Origin of the sequence: Phaeobacter italicus (genome assembly GCF_001258055.1) — a bacterium.
GTDB classification, from domain to species: Bacteria; Pseudomonadota; Alphaproteobacteria; order Rhodobacterales; family Rhodobacteraceae; genus Phaeobacter; species Phaeobacter italicus.
Window position 1 is genome coordinate 11,642 of sequence record NZ_CVRM01000014.1, and the last position, 17,495, is coordinate 29,136.

A 17,495-nucleotide genomic window follows, 5' to 3' on the forward strand; every position below is an offset into this window, starting at 1 on the left:
AATGTGAGGCAGGATCAAGGTTTGGCGCTTAATCGAAAGCCCATCCGGTCCGGCCGTCGTCACAGACTATTTCGTGGGTAGTACCTTCAGACTGACCGACCAAGCGACATCCTACGGGAAGCATGACGTCGTGTGCCGCATCCCGTGTCACGGAAGGGGGCTCAAGTGGGCAAAGCTTGCCCGAGGCCGACTGGGCACAACCGCCGAGGGCCAGAATACCTGCAATCGGAATTCCGATTGTCAGCCGCGTTCTAGCGGGCGCGTACCAGTTCTCGTTCGGGAGCTTGGCCATCTTCAAATTCTGCATCCACAGTCGCCTCGTTCGCCTGTTCAACTCTTGACCCGTGACACGACTTTCCCATCATCCTGTGCATGACGACATGCGCACCAAGACAAAGTGCGAGCGGCGCAAAAAGGCCGACGTTGCCCCACAGACCCGCGATCGTGCCGCCTGCAATAAAGAATGCGGCGACTGGAAACAACATAACGGCACAACAGGCCATCATACCATACTGCATCAGTTTCGATGAACCGGTGGATTTTTGACTTTGATTGTCAGACATGTAGCTCTCCAGAATATGCTCGTGTTCTTCTGCGACATTCCAGTGAGGCAAGGTCAAGGGTACATTCGGATACAATTTGATCAGATGACAGCCTGCGGGTCGTTGACCAAGTTGGCCCGTCAGGTTGCCAGATCCAACGCATAGGACAGGAATGTGACGAGGGGGATCGGGGTCAGGCTGAACAGCAAGGCCATGCTCATTGTCCTGAACATGGTAGGCTTCGATGCCTCGCCAGAAGGTTCTGTCAGAACCACCAGAAGCGCGATGAAGGTGCCGGGCGCCAGGGCATAGAGATATACGCCCGAGATGTTCCCAAACATGAACGACCGCTCGAGCGTTGGTCCGACCACGCTCAAAGCTGTTGCACGGCTGCCGTTGAACGAGCCGAACAGATCGGCCGACATCACATAGACGGCAATGTGAACCCCAATGAATGCGACACTCCGCAGCAGGCCATCTAAAACCAGGTAAACAATCGGCCGATGCTGGTACTGCTTCAGCGCGACCGATGCGGAAACGAACCCCAAGTAATTCACGAGGAAAACGACCACAAACCCATTGGTAAAGACCTGCCGGAGGAAGCGCGAGAGCGCGGTCCCATTCGTCAGCAGCAGCGTCGCAAAACCAGGCGTTGCGAGGATGTAGACAAGCAGGAACGGCAATATGCTTGCCAAGCTCAGAACGGATACGTTCCAACAAAATCTGCCGAATGGTAAGGTCGGCGAAAAACTTTGTCGGAACGTATCGCGGGCAAACACGTCAGCCGTGGGTTGCGAAGACTTGCGTCGACCCATCCATCAGTACAAGCAGCACATCATAGGGATCACCTTGGGGGCCCATGCCGGGCGAACCCATGGGCATTCCCGGTGCTGTCAGTCCGCGCGCGACAGGTTTTTCGCTCAGCAACCGCCCGATGTCAGCCGCAGGCACGTGACCCTCGACGAAATATCCGCCCACGGACGTAGTGTGACATCCTGCCAGTTCCGGCGCGATGCCGTGTTTCTGCTTCAGAACCTGAAGCGTGTCGTAATCCACGTCCTCGACCGATGCCTTGAAACCGGCAGCGATCATCTCATTTACCCAAGCGCCGCAGCAGCCGCAGGTCGGTGTCTTTGTCACCTGCAACGTGGGTGCGGCGGTTTGCGACAAAGCAGGCCCGGCCAAGGCCAGGCTGAGTGCCGTAAGGCCAAATTCACGTCGGTTCACTTAAAACTCCTCGATGTTCTTCCTTAAATAGTTGCTCGGTATCCCGAAGTCGACTGCCCGCGCTGTTACATTTGGCTACAAACACGGGATGGGCGTCCCTTGGTGAAAATGACTATGTTGGCGGCATGAGCGATCTGCCACGCATCCTTGTCGTCGATGACCATTCAGAGATTCGGAAATCCGTCACCAGTTATCTGGAACGCAACGGCATGCGTGCTTCAGCGGCGGAAAATGCAGTTGAGATGGACGCAAGGCTGGCGGAAGCGCATTTCGATCTGATTGTCCTCGATGTGATGATGCCGGGGGAAGACGGGCTGTCCGCGTGCAGGCGATTGCGCAAGGAAGGGCATATTCCGATCCTGATGCTGACCGCATTGGGTGACGACGAAGACCGCATCGCGGGTCTGGATGGCGGGGCAGACGATTATCTCGCCAAGCCGTTTAATCCCAAGGAACTGGTGGCGCGGATCAACGCGATATTGCGTCGGACGCAGCTGATCCCAAAACCGAATGGTTTTGCGGGGAAAACGTTGAAGTTTGCACACCTAAAGCTGGATTTCGATGGCCGCACACTGATTGACCAAGGCGGTTCGCGTACGCAACTTACATCCGGTGAACTCAAACTCCTGACCCTGTTCCTGCAAAGGCCAAGGACGGTCATTGGCCGCGACGAGCTGCTCAAATTGAGCACCGGCCGGGTCGCCGGTCCATTGGACCGAACCATCGACAATCAGGTGAGCCGGTTGCGCCGGAAGATGGAAGAGGACGTTTTGCGCCCGAAGATCATCGCGACTGTCCGGCATGGGGGGTATAGTCTTTCCTGCGATGTCGAGATTTGCGAATGAAGCTGCTTCCGCGGACGTTGCGTGCACAGATTGCCCTTCTGGTCCTCGGTGTCTTGATCCTCGCGCAAGCTCTGAGTCTTTGGTTTTTCGTTGATGAACGCTCGTTAGCCATTCAGGCCGCCATCGGTGCCGAAGCCGCCGGAAGGGCCGCAAATGTCGCACAGTTGATTGAAGGCGCACCCCCGGAATTGCATGCCCAGATCGTCCGCGCGGCAACGTCTCCGCTCGTACGGTTCGACCTTACAGACGAGCCGTCGGTTGCACACGGACAACACGATGACGGTGGAGCGGTCGAAGCGCGGATACGGGCACTGCTTCAGGAAAGCTACAGCCGGGATATCCGGGTTGAGGTTCATGAAATCGAGGGAGGTCTGCTGCCCCTTCCGAACCTGTCACCGGAAATGGCGCAAATGCACGCCGAAATGATGCAGGGCAGCCTTGCGGCCATCGAGATGGAGCTGTCCATTGCGCTGTCCGGTGGGAATTGGCTCAACATCGAGACGCGGTTCGAACGGCCGCCTCTGCAAAGGTCGCTGGCGTCCAACATATCCTTTGCACTGACTGCGGGACTTCTGCTGGTTGCAAGTTTCTGGTTTCTCCTGTCCCGACTGACCGGACCACTCAACGATCTCGCGACTGCGTCCGAACGTCTGGGTCGCGGCGCCGCCAAGGGCGATCTGCCGGTCGTAGGGCCGAAGGAAGTTCGGGATCTGACCCGATCATTCAACATCATGCAGGATCGCCTGACGCGATTTGTCAGTGACCGGACCCAGATGCTTGCAGCGCTTGCGCATGATCTGCGCTCGCCTTTGACGGCGCTTAGGGTGCGGGCCGAAATGGTGGACGACGAAGACACGCGCACGTCCTTGGTGGCGTCAAGTGAAGAGATGCAACGGATGGTCGATGCGACCCTCGATTTCGCGAAGGGCGTCGGACAGCATGAAGAGGTCCAATCGGTTGATTTGCACGATCTGATCACTGGTATGGGCTTGGACAAGGTTCAGGTGACCAGCCAAGGTCCACTCATCGTATCCGTGAAACCAAGCGCGATGGGGCGCGCGTTGAGAAACCTGATTGAGAACGCGATCCGCTACGGGAGTGAGGCCAGGGTTTCGTGGCAACGCATGGGCAGTGAGGTAGTGGTCGCCATCGACGATCAGGGGCCCGGTATTCCCGACAATCAGCTGGAGGCTGTTTTCGGACCCTATGTCAGGCTCGAGACGTCGCGATCACAGGATACCGGCGGTCATGGCCTGGGGCTGTCGATTGCGCGCAGCATCATCCTTGAGCACGGTGGTTCTATCGAACTGAAAAACCGCACTGATGGGGGTCTGCGCGCTGAAATCACGCTGCCCGTCAAACAAAGCGCCGAGTCAGCCCCGAAAGAGGAAGGCTCGCCACATATGGCGCGGGTTGTTCGTCACCTCAAACCCGACTAGTTTAGTGAGGCAAGTATATGAAACGAAGATATTTCCTGACTTCTGTTGCAGCTCTTTCGGTGAGTGGAAAAACAGCATTCGCGCATAGTGACGCAGAGCACGACCGGCGCGTCGGGCCATCTGTGGTGCCCCCGGAGCAGTTGCCGCGCCAGGTTCCGTTCACCGAGGCAGACAAACCGGGAGAAATACATGTCGATCCGAACCAGTTCGCTTTATTTTGGACTTTGCCGAACAATCGGGCAATCAGGTATACCGTCGGAATTGGCCGGGAGGGGCTCTATGAATCCGGCGAGTTCTATGTCGCGCGCAAGCAAAAGTGGCCGCGGTGGACGCCCACACCCGCCATGATAGCCAGAGATCCTGACCGATATCTTCGTTTTGCGGGCGGTGTGCCCGGTGGGCTGAACAATCCACTCGGTGCCCGCGCCTTGTATCTTTACCAGCCAGGGCGTGGGGACACCTACCTGAGAATTCACGGCACAACGGATCCGAAGACGATTGGTCGACGTGTCTCAAACGGCTGTGCAAGGCTTACCAATAATCAGATCATCGAACTCTATGAGAAGGTCCCGCTCGACACGCGTGTTGTCCTGAAACCCATCGAGGTTTGAGGCAGCAGCGCGAAGACGTGTCCGTTGGCCGGGATACATATCGTTACATAATATCAGGCCCCGGACTGTTCATGAAATGCGACCAGGCGGGTAGTCTAGTGGATAGGCAGACAACAACATGAGGCCATATGATGACCCGCAAGCAAACACGTGTAACGCGTCGAGCATTCACGGCAGGTGCCGCATCGGCAGCTTTCGCGGCCCCGTCCATCCTGCGTGCGCAGGTGGATCAAACCAGTGTCCGAAGGAATATCTCATCGTTTCGTACACACGCTTGGCAAGACCACTTTGACGCTTTGGACAAGGGTATCATCATCGCAGACACCGTTACCCGCGTGATGCAACACTGGACGGCCGATGGCGAAATGCGCATTTATCCGACATCGGTTCCCTTGTCTGACGAGCTGACAAAGCGCGGCTACACGACAGTCACGTTCAAGGACCCCGAACCTGACTGGACCCCTACACCCTCCATGCGCGAACGTGACCCGTCTTTGCCAGCCTATATGCCGCCCGGGCCGGATAACCCGTTGGGCGTCCGTGCCCTGCACCTGAGTTGGACGTACTACAGGATTCACGGCACCCATGATACGCGCAAGATCGGAAGACGCTCTTCAAGCGGGTGTATCGGTCTCTACAACGAGCAAATCATCGAGGTGTTCGAAAGGACACCGGTCGGCACGCAGGTACGATTAATCTGATGTCGAAGTCCGGCATCCTGATTGCGGCGTTTTTTGTCGTCGGTGGCGCGGTTGTGATCTGGCAGCAATTGCAGCCATCGTCTTCGATGCCCGGCCACACAATGACAACGCCTGATCTTTCGCAGACGGAAGAGGGCGCGCCGATTGCAGACGTGGTTGTGCCTGCTGAATTCTCAGCAAATGCCCAATTGGGAAAGCGTGTTTTCGATGGCGCTTGCGCCGCTTGTCACGGTGCGAATGCTGCCGGACAGAATGGCGTGGCACCGCCGCTTGTCCACAAGATCTATGAACCGAGCCATCACGGTGACGCCGCTTTTTTGCTTGCCGCGAAACAAGGTGTCAGAGCGCACCATTGGAAGTTTGGCAATATGCCGCCAGTTGAAGGCGTCACGCCCGGCGATGTGAAGATGGTTGTTGCATATGTGCGGGAACTTCAGCGCGCCAACGGGATCAATTGACAGGAATGACCAACTTGAACATGAAGATATGGATTACTGCCATTGCGATCGGGACGACCGGCGTTGCTGCCTTGGCGCATTCCGGAGCAACCGGCGTGGTGCTGGAGCGGATGCAGGGCATGTCCGCGATGGCCAAAACACTCAAGACGCTATCACCCATGATGCGGGGTCAGGTACCTTATGACGCCGATGTCGTCCGCAGGGAAGCTGGCGCGATGATCGGCCATGCCGGTGAGCAAATGACGCGACTGTTTCCTGAAGGCTCGGGTGGCGGAGTGTCCAAGGCGTTGCCGTCGGTCTGGGAAAACAGCGAAGAGTTCGCGGCCCTTGCGCAAGAGTTGAGAACAGCCGCCGAAGGATTGAAGTTGAGCGCAGGCAATGGGTTGGCCGCAGCACAGGGCAACGGTAGCGAATCAATGATGGGCGGCGCCACTGACGGGATGATGGGTGGCGGGTCCGCGCCTGCAATGGGAGGGGGCATGATGGGATCGGACCTTCCCATGACGACCGAGATGTTTGCGGACATGCCGACCGACCGTGCGTTCGCGATGGTCGCCCAGACCTGTTCGGCCTGCCACCAGAAGTTCCGCAAAGAGGACAAGTGATCAGATGCGGTGGTGGCGTTGGATCATCGGTGCGGGGGTCGTCGGCGGCATCGGCGTTGTCGCGGCAACGATAGCCTGGCCGATCGGTGCGCCAGTCTCGGACCTGACCCTGCAAGGCGATGCCCAGCGGGGGTCGTATCTGGCGCGCGCCAGTGGATGCATTGCGTGCCACACCAACTTTGAAGCTGGCGGGGCGCCATTGGCAGGAGGAGCGCCGCTCCGGACCGATTTCGGGACATTCTATCCGCCAAATCTGACCACCGATGTCGAATTCGGGATTGGCGGCTGGACAGTAGAAGAGTTTGCAAAAGCGGTAAGGCAGGGAATTTCCCCGGACGGAGACCCCTATTATCCCACCTTCACCTACCCGTTTTATGCAAATTACACGGATCAGGACATTGCCGATCTGTGGGCCGCGTTCCAGACCGTGCCAGCCGTGAATGTGCCGACCCCGTCCCATGAGGTGCCTTTTCCGTTCGATCAGCGATGGGGGATGAAACTTTGGCGGGCGGCTTTTCTGACAAAGCCTGACACCGCACCAGAGGCGGACCGAAGCGATGCTTGGAACAGGGGCAAGCTGCTGGTCAACGGGGCGGCACATTGTGCTGCCTGCCACACAACGCGGAACTTTGCAGGCGCACGCATAGTATCGAAGAGGTTTTCCGGCAACGACGCCTTGCCGGGAGGTGGCAAAGCACCTTCGATCCGGACGCGCGATCTTGTGTCCGAAGGCTGGACAACAGACGATATGGCTTATGCATTGCGATCTGGCATAACGCCGTCTGGCGACGTATTTGGTGGATCAATGGCCGAAGTCGTGCGCTATGGCACGGGCTTTCTGAGCGACGCAGACCTGAATGCGATGGCCACCTACCTGCTGGACAACAAATCATAATCTTGGGAACCCACGAATGATCACGCTCAATCGCCGCCAATTTCTGGCAACATCTGCTGCGTTCAGTGGTCTGTCGGCCAGCACTGGATTTGCGGGCACGCCATTCGCGACCCTGACAGCCCAGCAAAGCGACGTGCAGCTACTGCCCGGCAACTATGGCAAGACATCGCTTTGGTGCTTTGACGGCGGCTCACCCGGTCCGGAGATTCGCGTGGCGCAGGGGGGGCGTGTCCAGCGCAGATTGGTCAACCGGTTTTCTCAGGGAACGTCGACGCATTGGCACGGCATCCGTATCGACAATGCGATGGATGGCGTTTCCGGCCTGACACAGGATGTGGTCCAGCCGGAGGAAACATTCGACTATGACTTTACTGTCCCGGATGCCGGGACCTATTGGTACCATGCCCATAATAGGTCGTTTGAGCAGGTGGGCAGAGGGCTTTACGGTGCACTGATCGTGGAAGAGGCCGAGCCTCTCGACATTGATCGCGAGGAAGTCCTGATCCTGGATGATTGGCTTATTGACCCCGAAACCGCGCAGATCAAAGACGACTTCGGAGCGCCTCATGATCTCAGCCACGCAGGGCGCATCGGCAACCTGCTGACGACCAATGGAACCTTCAATCTGGGCCTGAGTGCACGCAAGAACGAAAGACTGCGCTTGCGGCTGATCAATGCTGCCAATGCGCGCAATTTCCAACTGGGGCTGGAAGGCCTTGACGGTTGGGCGGTTGCTTTGGACGGCATGCCCCTGGCTGCACCCATTAAGGTGACGGAGCCGATGATCCTCGCTCCGGCTCAACGGATCGACCTGATCGTCGATGTGGTCGCGGATGTTGGTGAAACGGCTCATATTCTTCAGTTCGGCCGGGAAGAGGCCTTCAGCCAGGTTACATTCGAGGTCGTTGAGTGGGGCTCGAAAAATCGTCGAGACGCGCCTTTGGCCTTGCCGCCGAACGACCACAGGATGGTCGACTTGAGTGAAGCCACGATGCTCAGCCTGAGTATGGAAGGCGGTGCCATGGGGCGGATGAGGTCCGCTTCCCTTGGGGGCGAACTCAAGCCGATCGGCGAGATCGTCGAGGCCGGGTATTTCTGGTCGTTCAACGGCAAAGTGGACGGGATCAACGGTGATCCCCTTGCGCGGCTGGACCGCGGCCAGAATGTACGATTGAAGATCGTGAACGACACGGCGTTTCCGCACGCGATGCACCTGCATGGCATTCACTTCCACGAGGTCGCCGAAAACGGCACCCTCGGACCGCTGCGTGACACGACCCTTCTTGAACGGGGTCAGACGCGCGAGATTGCCTTTGTGGCGGACAACCCGGGCCAATGGCTGCTACATTGCCACATGCTGTCGCATGCGGCTTCGGGCATGATGACCAAGATCGTCGTTGGATGACCCCGCGATCCGTCTATCTTGCGTTGGGCGTAGTTACCGTTGCGGTGGCTACCATATTCCTGTGGACCCGGTCCGGCGGAACCGACCATACGGCGGAAAACCTCATCAACTCCTCAGCCGATGTGGCCGCGGGCGAAGTCCTCTATGCCGAAAATTGCGCCGCGTGCCATGGCGCAAATCTGGAAGGTGAAGAAAACTGGCGCAGTCCGCGTGATGACGGAAGCCTGCCCGCACCGCCGCATGATGCAAGCGGCCACACTTGGCACCACGCGGACAGCATGCTGTTCGCCTACACCAAGCTGGGGGGCGCCGAGGTTCTCGCGGCGCAAGGCGTTGACTTCAACAGCGGCATGCCCGGTTTCGGCGACCAACTGAGCGACGGGGAAATCTGGGACATCCTCGCATACATCAAGTCAACATGGCCGGAGCGTGAACGCGCCACGCAAGCCGAGCGCACGGCCCAGGATATTGCCTCACAAGGAGACGGATAATGAAAAGATTCTTGGCTACCACCGCACTGTTAATGCTTCCGATCGCTGCGATTGCAGACGGCATGGACGAAGACCGGATCAAGGAACTGGTGCTGGAAGCCATCCGCGAGAATCCGGGCATCGTGTTCGAGGCCGCGCAGTTGTTCGAACAGCAACAGCAGGCGTTGCAGGCGCAAGCCGCAGCGCAGGTTTTCGATACGGAAAAAGCCACGCTTGAAAATGATCCCAATGCGCCCGTTCTGGGCAATCCGGATGGCGATGTCACGGTTGTCGAATTCTTCGACTACAACTGCCCCTATTGCCGCCGGGTTAAACCTGAAATGGAGGCCCTGCTCGCTGCTGATCCCAACGTCAGGGTCGTTTACCGGGAATGGCCCATTCTGGGGGACGGGTCGGTTTTTGCCGCCCGCGCGGCGCTGGCGTCCCGAAACCAGGGCAAATATGAAGAGTTTCATTGGGCCATGATGCAACTGAAGGAACGCGCAGAGGAAGCATCGATTCTCCGCACTGCGGAAGACATCGGCCTCGATGTTGCACAGTTGCGTCGCGACATGAACGGACCGGAAATCGAAGAACACATACAGACTTCCATGCGGCTTGCGCAATCTCTGGGGTTCAGTGGCACACCTTCATTTGTGATCGGCGACAGTCTTGCGCCGGGCCTGATCCAGGCGGACCAGATGATCGAGCTTGTCGATCAGGCACGGGCCGCCGAATAAGGACAATCCTACGCGGCTGAAGCGTCGTAGCCAGCGTCAGCGATGGCTTGCCGCACGGTCGCCTGTTCCAATGTGCTTTGGACAGTGACAAGGCGAAGGTCCAGATCGGCCGTGACAACGGCTGATGGATCCTTTGCCTTGATGCCGCTTTCTATAGCGGATGTGCAGTGTCCACAGCTCATTTTCGGGACGGAAAAAATCATGAAGGCCTCCATTTTTGGTACAACCTCAGACTTGGTCGTTCCATCGGGAGGAAGGTCAAGCAAATATCAAAAAAAATTAGATACTCTCTTGAGCTTCCAGCAACTGGAAGCCCTATATCAGGGTAAGTTCAACCGAGGAGGCCCTCATGACCGACCCCAATACGATACGTCTATCCGTTTCCGGCATGAACTGTGCGTCTTGTGTGGGCAGGGTTGAGAAGGCTTTGAACGAGGTTCCGGGCCTTTCGAACGTCAGTGTCAACCTTGTGAACGAAACGGCTCAATTTCAGATGGATAATCCGGCCACCACGGGCGTGGCGGTCACGGCCCTCTCGAACGCCGGATACCCGGCACGGACGGGGCGCGTAACATTGAACGTAGACGCCATGTCCTGCGCGTCCTGTGTCGGTCGGGTTGAAAAGGCGCTTGTACGGACACCCGGCGTATTGAATGCGGCGGTCAATCTGGCAACCGAAACGGCTGTGGTAGAGTATCTGCCAGATGCCATCACCCCGGAAAAGATTGCCCGGATCAGTACGGAGGCGGGGTACCCGGCCGAGATTGCGCAGAGCGATGCGCACGAGGACCGATCGGACCGCAAGGCAGAAGAAGCCGACGCGCTGGCGCGCCGTGTCATCCTTGCCGCGATCCTGACCGTGCCGGTGTTCGTTCTGGAAATGGGAAAACATACCATACCCGGCTTTGAGGGCCTGATTGAGAGCACAATCGGCATTCAAACGTCATGGCTGATCCAATTCGCGCTTGCCACGGTGGTTCTTTTCGGACCGGGTTGGGGGTTCTTTGCGAAGGGCATTCCGGCGTTGATCAAGCGTGCCCCGGATATGAACAGCCTTGTCGCACTGGGAACCGGGGCGGCGTGGACTTATTCCGTAGTCGCGACCTTCCTGCCTCAGGTGCTGCCTGACGGTGTGCGCGCCGTCTATTTCGAAGCAGCGGCGGTTATTGTCGTTCTGATCTTGTTGGGTCGCTGGCTTGAAGCGCGGGCCAAGGGCAAGACCGGTGCAGCCATTCAGGCCCTTCTTGGTCTGCAGGCAAAGACAGCCAGGGTCCTGCGTGACGGGCAGGCGACCGAGGTTGACATCAAGGAACTGCGGATCGGCGATCAGATCCTCGTGCGTCCCGGTGAAAGGCTGCCTGTCGATGGCGAGGTCACAGAAGGATCAAGCAACGTCGATGAAAGCATGATCACCGGTGAACCCCTCGCCGTGCCAAAGGCTGCTGGCGAACCGGTGACCGGCGGCACGGTGAACGGCACCGGGAGCCTGACCATAACGGCGACGCGAGTCGGGGCGGATACCACGCTGGCGCAGATTATCCGCATGGTCGAAGATGCTCAGGGGGCCAAGCTGCCGATCCAAGGCCTAGTGGATCGCGTGACCATGTGGTTCGTGCCTGCCGTTCTGGTTCTGGCGCTTGCGACTGTGGTTGTCTGGCTGCTGGTCGGTCCCGATCCGGCTCTGACCTTTGCGCTTGTGGCGGGTGTCTCCGTTCTGATCATTGCGTGCCCCTGCGCCATGGGGTTGGCCACGCCCACCTCGATCATGGTGGGGACAGGACGCGCGGCTGAGATGGGGGTGTTCTTCCGCAAGGGAGATGCGCTGCAACATCTGGATGAAGTTGGCGTTGTCGCATTGGACAAGACCGGGACGGTCACGCAAGGGCAACCCAGTTTGACAGACCTCATCACGGCCGACGGCTTTGACCGGGCAGAGACACTCGCCCTCATCGCATCTGTCGAGGCGCAGTCTGAGCACCCGGTGGCAGAGGCCATTGTGCAGTCCGCAAAGAGCGAAGGCCTGTCCTGGCCCGATGCGACGGAATTCCGGTCCGTGACCGGCTACGGTGTCGAGGCGCTTGTCCAGGGCCGCAAGGTTCATGTCGGTGCGGATCGCTTCATGGTGCAGCAGGGCATTGACACCAGCCCGCTGGAAGACCGCGAAAGGGCCTTGGCCGAAAAGGGACGCACCGCGCTTTATGCTGCGGTGGACGGATCCCTGGCGGCCGTGATTGCCGTGGCAGACCCGGTCAAATCCTCCAGCGCCGAAGTGATCGCAGCTCTGCATGATCGAGGGATCAAGGTCGCGATGATCACCGGAGACAAGAAGGCCACGGCAGATGCCATCGCCCGCGAGGTCGGGATCGACCATGTCATTGCAGGGGTGTTGCCGGATGGAAAAGTCGCCGCCCTGGACGAATTGCGGCAAGGGAACAGCAAGATCGCCTTTGTCGGAGACGGCATCAACGACGCGCCAGCGCTGGCCCATGCCGATGTCGGCATCGCCATCGGAACCGGCACGGATGTCGCAATCGAAAGCGCCGACGTGGTGTTGATGTCGGGCGACCTGCGCGGCGTGGTGAATGCCATCGACGTGTCGCGCAAGACCATGCGCAACATACGGCAGAACCTTATCTGGGCCTTTGGCTATAACGTCGCGCTGATCCCTGTGGCGGCGGGCGCGCTTTACCCGGCCTTTGGATTGCTCCTGTCGCCGGTGTTTGCCGCCGGGGCCATGGCGCTGTCCTCCGTGTCGGTTCTGACCAACGCGCTGCGGCTGCGACGGATCAAGGCGACGATGTCGGAACAGGATCCGCCCCACGACGCGGAGACGAAATTCGCAACGCAGCCCGCAGAATAGGAGACAGGTGTGAACATCGGAGAAGTATCAGAACGCGCGGGTTTGCCAGCGAAGACAATCCGCTACTACGAAGACATCGGCCTTGTCCGGCCTTTGCGCAGCGACAACGGCTATCGCGCCTTTCGCGACAGCGACATCCACAAGCTCGCATTTCTCGGTCGCGCCAGGACGTTCGGGTTCTCGATCGAAGACTGCCGCACGCTGCTTGATCTCTATGAAGATGAGACGCGGGAAAGTGCACAGGTCAAGGCTGTCGCTCAAGAGCATCTGGCCGCCGTTGACGAAAAAATCGCCCAGCTCAAGTCGATGCGAGAGACCCTGGCTCACCTCGTTGACGCCTGCCAGGGCGATCACCGCCCCGATTGTCCAATCCTGAAAGATCTGGCCAAAGACCCGTAACGCACGATGCCTGGGCCAGACATTTATGGGGTTTCATGCCGTTTCGATATATCGTCTTGAAACCCTCCAGCGCTGGAATGTTGTTCCTCCACAAATAGAATCCATGATGGAGAGATCAGATGTCTGAAGATGCGATCGGGAAATCTCGTGGCGGGTCCGACACCCGTTCAAGTGAAGGTGCAGCACATTCGGGAGGCCATTCAGGTTCATCCTATGGCCGGTTTCTGGCGATGGTCGGCACATCGACTGCGATCATGTTCGGCCTGATGTACATCAACTCGTACTCCTTCGAACATGTCTACTGGAGCGAAACCCGATTTTACATGACGTTCATCATGGGCGCGACGATGGCGACCGTGATGCTCCTTTTCATGTTGAACATGTACAAGAACAAGGGCGTCAACGCCGCGATCATTCTCGGGTCTGTCGTGATGTTCGCCGGCGCGCTCTGGCTCGTGAGAAGCCAGGAGACCATTCAGGACGAAAGCTGGATGAGCGCGATGATTCCGCACCACTCCATTGCGATCATGACAAGCGAACGGGCCGAGCTGACAGATCCAAGGGTCGAGGCGCTGGCTTCGGAAATTGTGACGGCGCAAAACCGCGAAATTTCCGAAATGCGTTTCCTCATAGATGACATTGAGGCAAATGGCGAAGCCGGTCCTGAATGGCCACTTGGTGAAGCGGACGGTCCGGCTGAAATGGAGGGGCTTCAAGAAGCGATTGCAACCCCGGTGATTGCCGGAATCCGTCCTGCACCGCTCAAAGCCGAAGAAATAACACGCGCACTGGGGTCCGACGGACAATGCCGTTTCATTCGCGCCGTGAACGCCGATCCCATTCTGGTCACGGACGGGGCGGGGAACGGCGTCGCCAAGATATCCGGATCGCTGGTCAACTTCACGTCGCAAGACACAGTGACGTCCGGTGGCGTCCTGTCTGCCGATGGTGGCCAATTCACGCTGGCGCCGGGTGACGCGGACGGTGAAGACGCCACCCTGCTGTTTGAATTGACGGGAGAGACGCCTCTGACTGTCGGATTTACCGGGTATTGGACCTGCAACGGTTAAAGGATTTAAAGGAACGCGTCATGACGAGAGAGGCAAAATCCACCCCGAAGACGGCGGTTTTGTACCGAATGGTGATGGAGGAGCATGTTTGTCCCTATGGGCTGAAAATCGAAGGACCTGCTTGAGCGGGAGGGGTATTCGATTGAGGACCGGCCTCTGAACACCCGCGAGGAAACGGATGCTTTCATGGAAGAACACGGTGTCGAAACGACTCCGCAGACCTTTATCGGCAATGAAAGAATTGGTGGCTATGACGCGCTGAGGGAATTTTTCGGCCAGGACGTAAAGGATGACGACGAGACGACTTATCAACCCGTCATTGCGATATTCGCTGTCGCATTCCTTATGGCGCTTGGTCTCAGTTGGGCGTTTTACGGTTCGATCCTGACGCTGCGGGCATTCGAGTGGTTCATCGCGATCTCGATGAGCTTTCTTGCTGTTCAAAAACTGCAGGACGTCGAGACGTTTTCCACGATGTTTCTGAACTACGATCTGCTTGCCCAGAAATGGGTGCGCTATGGCTATGTCTATCCCTTCGGCGAAGCACTTGCCGGTATTCTCATGGTCGCCGGTGCCTTGGTCTGGATCAGCGCGCCTGTTGCACTGTTCATCGGTACGGTCGGAGCGGCTTCAGTTTTCAAGGCCGTCTACATCGATAAGCGCGAGATCAAGTGCGCCTGCGTGGGCGGCGGTTCAAACGTGCCGCTGGGTTTCGTGTCCCTGACCGAAAACCTGATGATGATATTCATGGGCGTCTGGATGTCGGCGAGTGCGATGGGCCTCTTTTAGGCCTAACCATCCGTTTTCAAAGCGGTCACAGGGTCGCCAAGTGCAGCCCTGCTCAGCGCGTCGAGAACGGCTTCGGACGTCAGAACCTCGGACAGGATGATCCCGTCTGGCGCGTTTGGCCCGTAGACGATGTTGAACGGGATGCCAAACCTGTTGTGGCTTTCCAGATACCGGGAAATGTCAGTGCTGGGCCTAGTCCAGTCTGCCCGCATCGCAACGACATTATCACCCCGCAGTTGGTCGACCACGGGCGCACGGTCCAGCACCAGCGTCTTGTTGGCCTTGCACGTCAGGCACCAGTCTGCGGTCACGTCGACAAAGACGGTTTTTCCCTGCGACACCAGTTTCGGTATCTCGGAGCGATCGAACGCGACCCAGTCCTGGCCCACCGCTCTCGTCTGCGGCGGGATTGTCAGCGCCGTCGGCACCAGAAGGCTGAGAACAGCAACCACCACCAGCGCTGTCGGGCGCGTCAATCTGCCCGGCAAACGTATTGTTGCGAGAAGAATGAAAAGGCTCGTCATAAGCAGCACGGTCATGGCCACCCGGCCACCCGCCACCCCTATCAGTACCCAGAGCAGCCAGATCGCGGTCCCGGCCAGAAGACCGGCAAGCACCCATTTGACGACAACCATCCAACGTCCCGGCCTGGGCAACAACCGGACCAGACCAGGCTTCCCCGCCAGAACCAGATAGGGCAGGGAGAGCCCAAGCCCCAGAGCCGTGAAAACGAGAATGACATCAATCGGGCGCCCGGACAGGGCAAAGGCAACCGCTGTCCCCAAAAACGGGGCCGAGCAGGGCGTGGCCAGCACCGCCGCGAAGGCGCCTGTTGCAAAATCTCCGCCATACCCGTCGCGACCGCTTGATCTGGCCAGCCGTGACTGCAACCCGGAGGGCAATGAAACTTCGAACACCCCGAACAGATTGGCAGAGAACACGGCAAGCACCAGAAACATGACGGTCAGGAAAACAGGGCTTTGGAATTGCAGGCCCCACCCAACGGTGACGCCGACGGATTGCAGAACCAGAATGATTGCGGCGAGGGCCCACATGAACACCAGAACGCCAAGCGCCGACATCAGGAACCCATTCCGGACCTCGTGCGCTGGCTTGTTTCCATGATTGAGAACCGATGTCAGCTTGATGGACAGGACAGGCAGAACACAGGGCATGACATTCAGGATCAGACCGCCAAGAAAGGCAAAGGCCGCAATCGCCAGGATTTGCGTCAGATCCGGCAGGTTCGCCATAACCTCGAATGGTGCACCCGGGATGCGGTCTGACCAAGCGGGCTGCGCTGTCACCGCGCGTGATCCATCGGTCAAAGTCAGTTGCAGGGGCGGCGGATCCTCCCCTTGCGCGAGAAGAGGCAGCTTGGCCCAAAGGGCTGTTCCCGCATCATCGGTTCGGATGTCCGGTTTGCCAAAGGTGAATTCCGGCCCCAGTTCCGGAAAGATATCCGGCTTCACAAAGGCATTCGCACTGCGCGCCGTCACATAAAGCGCATCATCCGCGATCACCGCCGTTTCGACAATGATGTCGCTCTCTTCGGGACCAAGCGGCACCCGCTGGGCATACTCCGAAATCAGGCCCGCCGCCTTCGCGTCAATCCCGGTGCCCGCCGGAATTGTCAGTGCGAGATCGAAATCATGCGGCACACAGACAGTCGAGCACGCCAGCAATGAAACACGCGCCTGCAATGTTGCGGACTGGCCCGCAGTTTCGAGAACTGCCTGAATGGGCAGGACGACACGGGTCTTGTAGCCAAAATTCTCGATGCCGAATGCCGTGAAGCGCTCAGGCGCGGGCCAGAGCATCTGTGCGCTCACCAGATTTTCCGATCCATCCCATGAAATTTCAGGCGGCAGACCCACCTCGCCGGGCGAACGCCAATAGGCTTTCCAGCCCTCGGCCAGCTCGACATCCAGGCCAAGGGAAAGGGTTCTGGAGGTTTCCGCGACCCCATTTTCAACGGAGATGAGCCGGGCCGTGATTGTTGAATTCTCGTAGGTATCGCTCGATGCAGCAAAGCCCATGGAGGCCCAAAGGCAAGCCATGAGAAGGAAGAATAGGCGCAACGTGGTTCGCATCATCTTTTGGCTCGCTTCCACCCTTGTCCCGAGATCGAAATCCGAAGCACCTCTATGGCTGCATCTCCCGGTTGGTCAACTTTACAAACGGATACAATGTCGTTTGTGAAGCCATCCCGCTGCGAGAATAACGCGACGAAGTCCGCGTTCGTAGCAGGAAGGCCAATAGAAGCTTTTTTCTTCATTGAACATTTCAATCGCAACCGCGGCCTCCAACCTTCCAGCGCTGGAAATTGAAACCAAATGCGGATGACTTAGTTGAACGCTTAGCAATTGAGAGAAGGAAGAAGAGGTGTTGTCACATTAACGGTCCTGAGGTTGCTGGTTCATTGATCTGGGCGTAGGC

18 protein-coding genes and 1 pseudogene are annotated in these 17,495 nt (G+C 58.2%); 14 read left to right on the plus strand and 5 right to left on the minus strand.

From position 1 onward, the window contains the following. Positions 1–251 precede the first annotated feature (251 nt). The 3 genes from NIT7645_RS08100 to NIT7645_RS08110 all read right to left on the minus strand — a co-directional run bounded on the left by NIT7645_RS08100 (position 252) and on the right by NIT7645_RS08110 (position 1,769). A complete protein-coding gene (locus NIT7645_RS08100) occupies positions 252–563 on the minus strand; it encodes a DUF2933 domain-containing protein (RefSeq protein ID WP_037953520.1) in 312 nt (103 codons plus the stop codon). 119 nt (positions 564–682) lie between these two features. After that, on the minus strand, positions 683–1,225 hold the full coding sequence (locus NIT7645_RS08105; RefSeq protein ID WP_050672448.1) for a hypothetical protein: 543 nt from the start codon (positions 1,223–1,225) through the stop codon (positions 683–685). Positions 1,226–1,322: 97 nt separating this feature from the next. Next, positions 1,323–1,769, minus strand: coding sequence for a DUF411 domain-containing protein (locus NIT7645_RS08110; RefSeq protein WP_043847208.1), 447 nt, complete (start codon positions 1,767–1,769; stop codon positions 1,323–1,325). Positions 1,770–1,894: 125 nt separating this feature from the next. Between NIT7645_RS08110 and NIT7645_RS08115 the strand changes: the two genes are divergently transcribed. The 10 genes from NIT7645_RS08115 to NIT7645_RS08160 all read left to right on the plus strand — a co-directional run bounded on the left by NIT7645_RS08115 (position 1,895) and on the right by NIT7645_RS08160 (position 9,938). Continuing rightward, on the plus strand, positions 1,895–2,614 hold the full coding sequence (locus NIT7645_RS08115) for a response regulator (protein ID WP_050672447.1): 720 nt from the start codon (positions 1,895–1,897) through the stop codon (positions 2,612–2,614). Further along, entirely contained in the window at positions 2,611–4,053 is a 1,443-nt protein-coding gene (locus NIT7645_RS08120) for an ATP-binding protein (RefSeq protein ID WP_050672446.1), read from the plus strand. Before NIT7645_RS08115 ends, NIT7645_RS08120 begins: the two co-directional genes overlap by 4 nt. A gap of 17 nt (positions 4,054–4,070) precedes the next feature. Further along, entirely contained in the window at positions 4,071–4,664 is a 594-nt protein-coding gene (locus NIT7645_RS08125) for a L,D-transpeptidase (protein WP_005619183.1), read from the plus strand. Between the two features lie 128 nt (positions 4,665–4,792). Next, positions 4,793–5,365, plus strand: coding sequence for a L,D-transpeptidase (locus NIT7645_RS08130; RefSeq protein ID WP_043847205.1), 573 nt, complete (start codon positions 4,793–4,795; stop codon positions 5,363–5,365). Next, entirely contained in the window at positions 5,365–5,823 is a 459-nt protein-coding gene (locus NIT7645_RS08135) for a c-type cytochrome (RefSeq protein ID WP_005619178.1), read from the plus strand. Before NIT7645_RS08130 ends, NIT7645_RS08135 begins: the two co-directional genes overlap by 1 nt. Before the next feature lie 20 nt (positions 5,824–5,843). Beyond that, a complete protein-coding gene (locus NIT7645_RS08140; RefSeq protein ID WP_037953571.1) occupies positions 5,844–6,428 on the plus strand; it encodes a c-type cytochrome in 585 nt (194 codons plus the stop codon). Positions 6,429–6,432: 4 nt separating this feature from the next. Then, the gene (locus NIT7645_RS08145) at positions 6,433–7,323 is read left to right on the plus strand and encodes a c-type cytochrome (RefSeq protein ID WP_009824485.1); all 891 of its coding nucleotides are present in this window, start codon (positions 6,433–6,435) and stop codon (positions 7,321–7,323) included. Between the two features lie 16 nt (positions 7,324–7,339). Beyond that, complete coding sequence (locus tag NIT7645_RS08150; protein ID WP_050686572.1) at positions 7,340–8,728, plus strand: multicopper oxidase family protein; 1,389 nt, start codon at positions 7,340–7,342, stop codon at positions 8,726–8,728. Then, the gene (locus NIT7645_RS08155) at positions 8,725–9,219 is read left to right on the plus strand and encodes a c-type cytochrome (RefSeq protein ID WP_005619169.1); all 495 of its coding nucleotides are present in this window, start codon (positions 8,725–8,727) and stop codon (positions 9,217–9,219) included. The genes NIT7645_RS08150 and NIT7645_RS08155 overlap by 4 nt, the downstream gene beginning before the upstream one ends. After that, entirely contained in the window at positions 9,219–9,938 is a 720-nt protein-coding gene (locus NIT7645_RS08160; protein WP_050686574.1) for a DsbA family protein, read from the plus strand. The genes NIT7645_RS08155 and NIT7645_RS08160 overlap by 1 nt, the downstream gene beginning before the upstream one ends. Before the next feature lie 8 nt (positions 9,939–9,946). Here the strand turns inward: NIT7645_RS08160 and NIT7645_RS08165 are convergent, their stop codons facing one another. Continuing rightward, positions 9,947–10,141: a heavy-metal-associated domain-containing protein gene (locus NIT7645_RS08165; RefSeq protein WP_043847225.1), complete on the minus strand. Its 195-nt coding sequence runs from the start codon at positions 10,139–10,141 to the stop codon at positions 9,947–9,949. A gap of 146 nt (positions 10,142–10,287) precedes the next feature. Between NIT7645_RS08165 and NIT7645_RS08170 the strand changes: the two genes are divergently transcribed. The 4 genes and pseudogenes from NIT7645_RS08170 to NIT7645_RS08185 all read left to right on the plus strand — a co-directional run bounded on the left by NIT7645_RS08170 (position 10,288) and on the right by NIT7645_RS08185 (position 15,056). After that, on the plus strand, positions 10,288–12,798 hold the full coding sequence (locus NIT7645_RS08170) for a heavy metal translocating P-type ATPase (RefSeq protein WP_043847201.1): 2,511 nt from the start codon (positions 10,288–10,290) through the stop codon (positions 12,796–12,798). Between the two features lie 9 nt (positions 12,799–12,807). Beyond that, entirely contained in the window at positions 12,808–13,197 is a 390-nt protein-coding gene (cueR, locus tag NIT7645_RS08175; RefSeq protein ID WP_005619161.1) for a Cu(I)-responsive transcriptional regulator, read from the plus strand. A 119-nt stretch (positions 13,198–13,316) separates the two neighbouring features. Next, on the plus strand, positions 13,317–14,267 hold the full coding sequence (locus tag NIT7645_RS08180) for a DUF305 domain-containing protein (RefSeq protein ID WP_050686576.1): 951 nt from the start codon (positions 13,317–13,319) through the stop codon (positions 14,265–14,267). A gap of 68 nt (positions 14,268–14,335) precedes the next feature. Beyond that, positions 14,336–15,056 (plus strand): annotated as a pseudogene (locus NIT7645_RS08185) (MauE/DoxX family redox-associated membrane protein). Between the two features lie 2 nt (positions 15,057–15,058). Here NIT7645_RS08185 and NIT7645_RS08190 read toward each other — a convergent pair. Beyond that, the gene (locus tag NIT7645_RS08190; protein WP_081285562.1) at positions 15,059–17,149 is read right to left on the minus strand and encodes a protein-disulfide reductase DsbD family protein; all 2,091 of its coding nucleotides are present in this window, start codon (positions 17,147–17,149) and stop codon (positions 15,059–15,061) included. Positions 17,150–17,495 lie beyond the last annotated feature (346 nt).

Excerpts from the sequence above, each read along its gene's own strand:
- NIT7645_RS08155 (WP_005619169.1), top strand. The coding sequence starts at position 8,725 with ATGACCCCGCGATCCGTCTATCTTGCGTTGGGCGTAGTTACCGTTGCG.
- NIT7645_RS08150 (WP_050686572.1), top strand. The coding sequence starts at position 7,340 with ATGATCACGCTCAATCGCCGCCAATTTCTGGCAACATCTGCTGCGTTC.
- NIT7645_RS08160 (WP_050686574.1), top strand. The coding sequence starts at position 9,219 with ATGAAAAGATTCTTGGCTACCACCGCACTGTTAATGCTTCCGATCGCT.
- NIT7645_RS08130 (WP_043847205.1), top strand. The coding sequence starts at position 4,793 with ATGATGACCCGCAAGCAAACACGTGTAACGCGTCGAGCATTCACGGCA.
- NIT7645_RS08190 (WP_081285562.1), bottom strand. The coding sequence starts at position 17,149 with ATGCGAACCACGTTGCGCCTATTCTTCCTTCTCATGGCTTGCCTTTGG.
- NIT7645_RS08120 (WP_050672446.1), top strand. The coding sequence starts at position 2,611 with ATGAAGCTGCTTCCGCGGACGTTGCGTGCACAGATTGCCCTTCTGGTC.
- NIT7645_RS08165 (WP_043847225.1), bottom strand. The coding sequence starts at position 10,141 with ATGATTTTTTCCGTCCCGAAAATGAGCTGTGGACACTGCACATCCGCT.
- NIT7645_RS08180 (WP_050686576.1), top strand. The coding sequence starts at position 13,317 with ATGTCTGAAGATGCGATCGGGAAATCTCGTGGCGGGTCCGACACCCGT.
- NIT7645_RS08115 (WP_050672447.1), top strand. The coding sequence starts at position 1,895 with ATGAGCGATCTGCCACGCATCCTTGTCGTCGATGACCATTCAGAGATT.
- NIT7645_RS08145 (WP_009824485.1), top strand. The coding sequence starts at position 6,433 with ATGCGGTGGTGGCGTTGGATCATCGGTGCGGGGGTCGTCGGCGGCATC.
- NIT7645_RS08140 (WP_037953571.1), top strand. The coding sequence starts at position 5,844 with ATGAAGATATGGATTACTGCCATTGCGATCGGGACGACCGGCGTTGCT.
- NIT7645_RS08125 (WP_005619183.1), top strand. The coding sequence starts at position 4,071 with ATGAAACGAAGATATTTCCTGACTTCTGTTGCAGCTCTTTCGGTGAGT.
- NIT7645_RS08170 (WP_043847201.1), top strand. The coding sequence starts at position 10,288 with ATGACCGACCCCAATACGATACGTCTATCCGTTTCCGGCATGAACTGT.
- NIT7645_RS08100 (WP_037953520.1), bottom strand. The coding sequence starts at position 563 with ATGTCTGACAATCAAAGTCAAAAATCCACCGGTTCATCGAAACTGATG.
- NIT7645_RS08135 (WP_005619178.1), top strand. The coding sequence starts at position 5,365 with ATGTCGAAGTCCGGCATCCTGATTGCGGCGTTTTTTGTCGTCGGTGGC.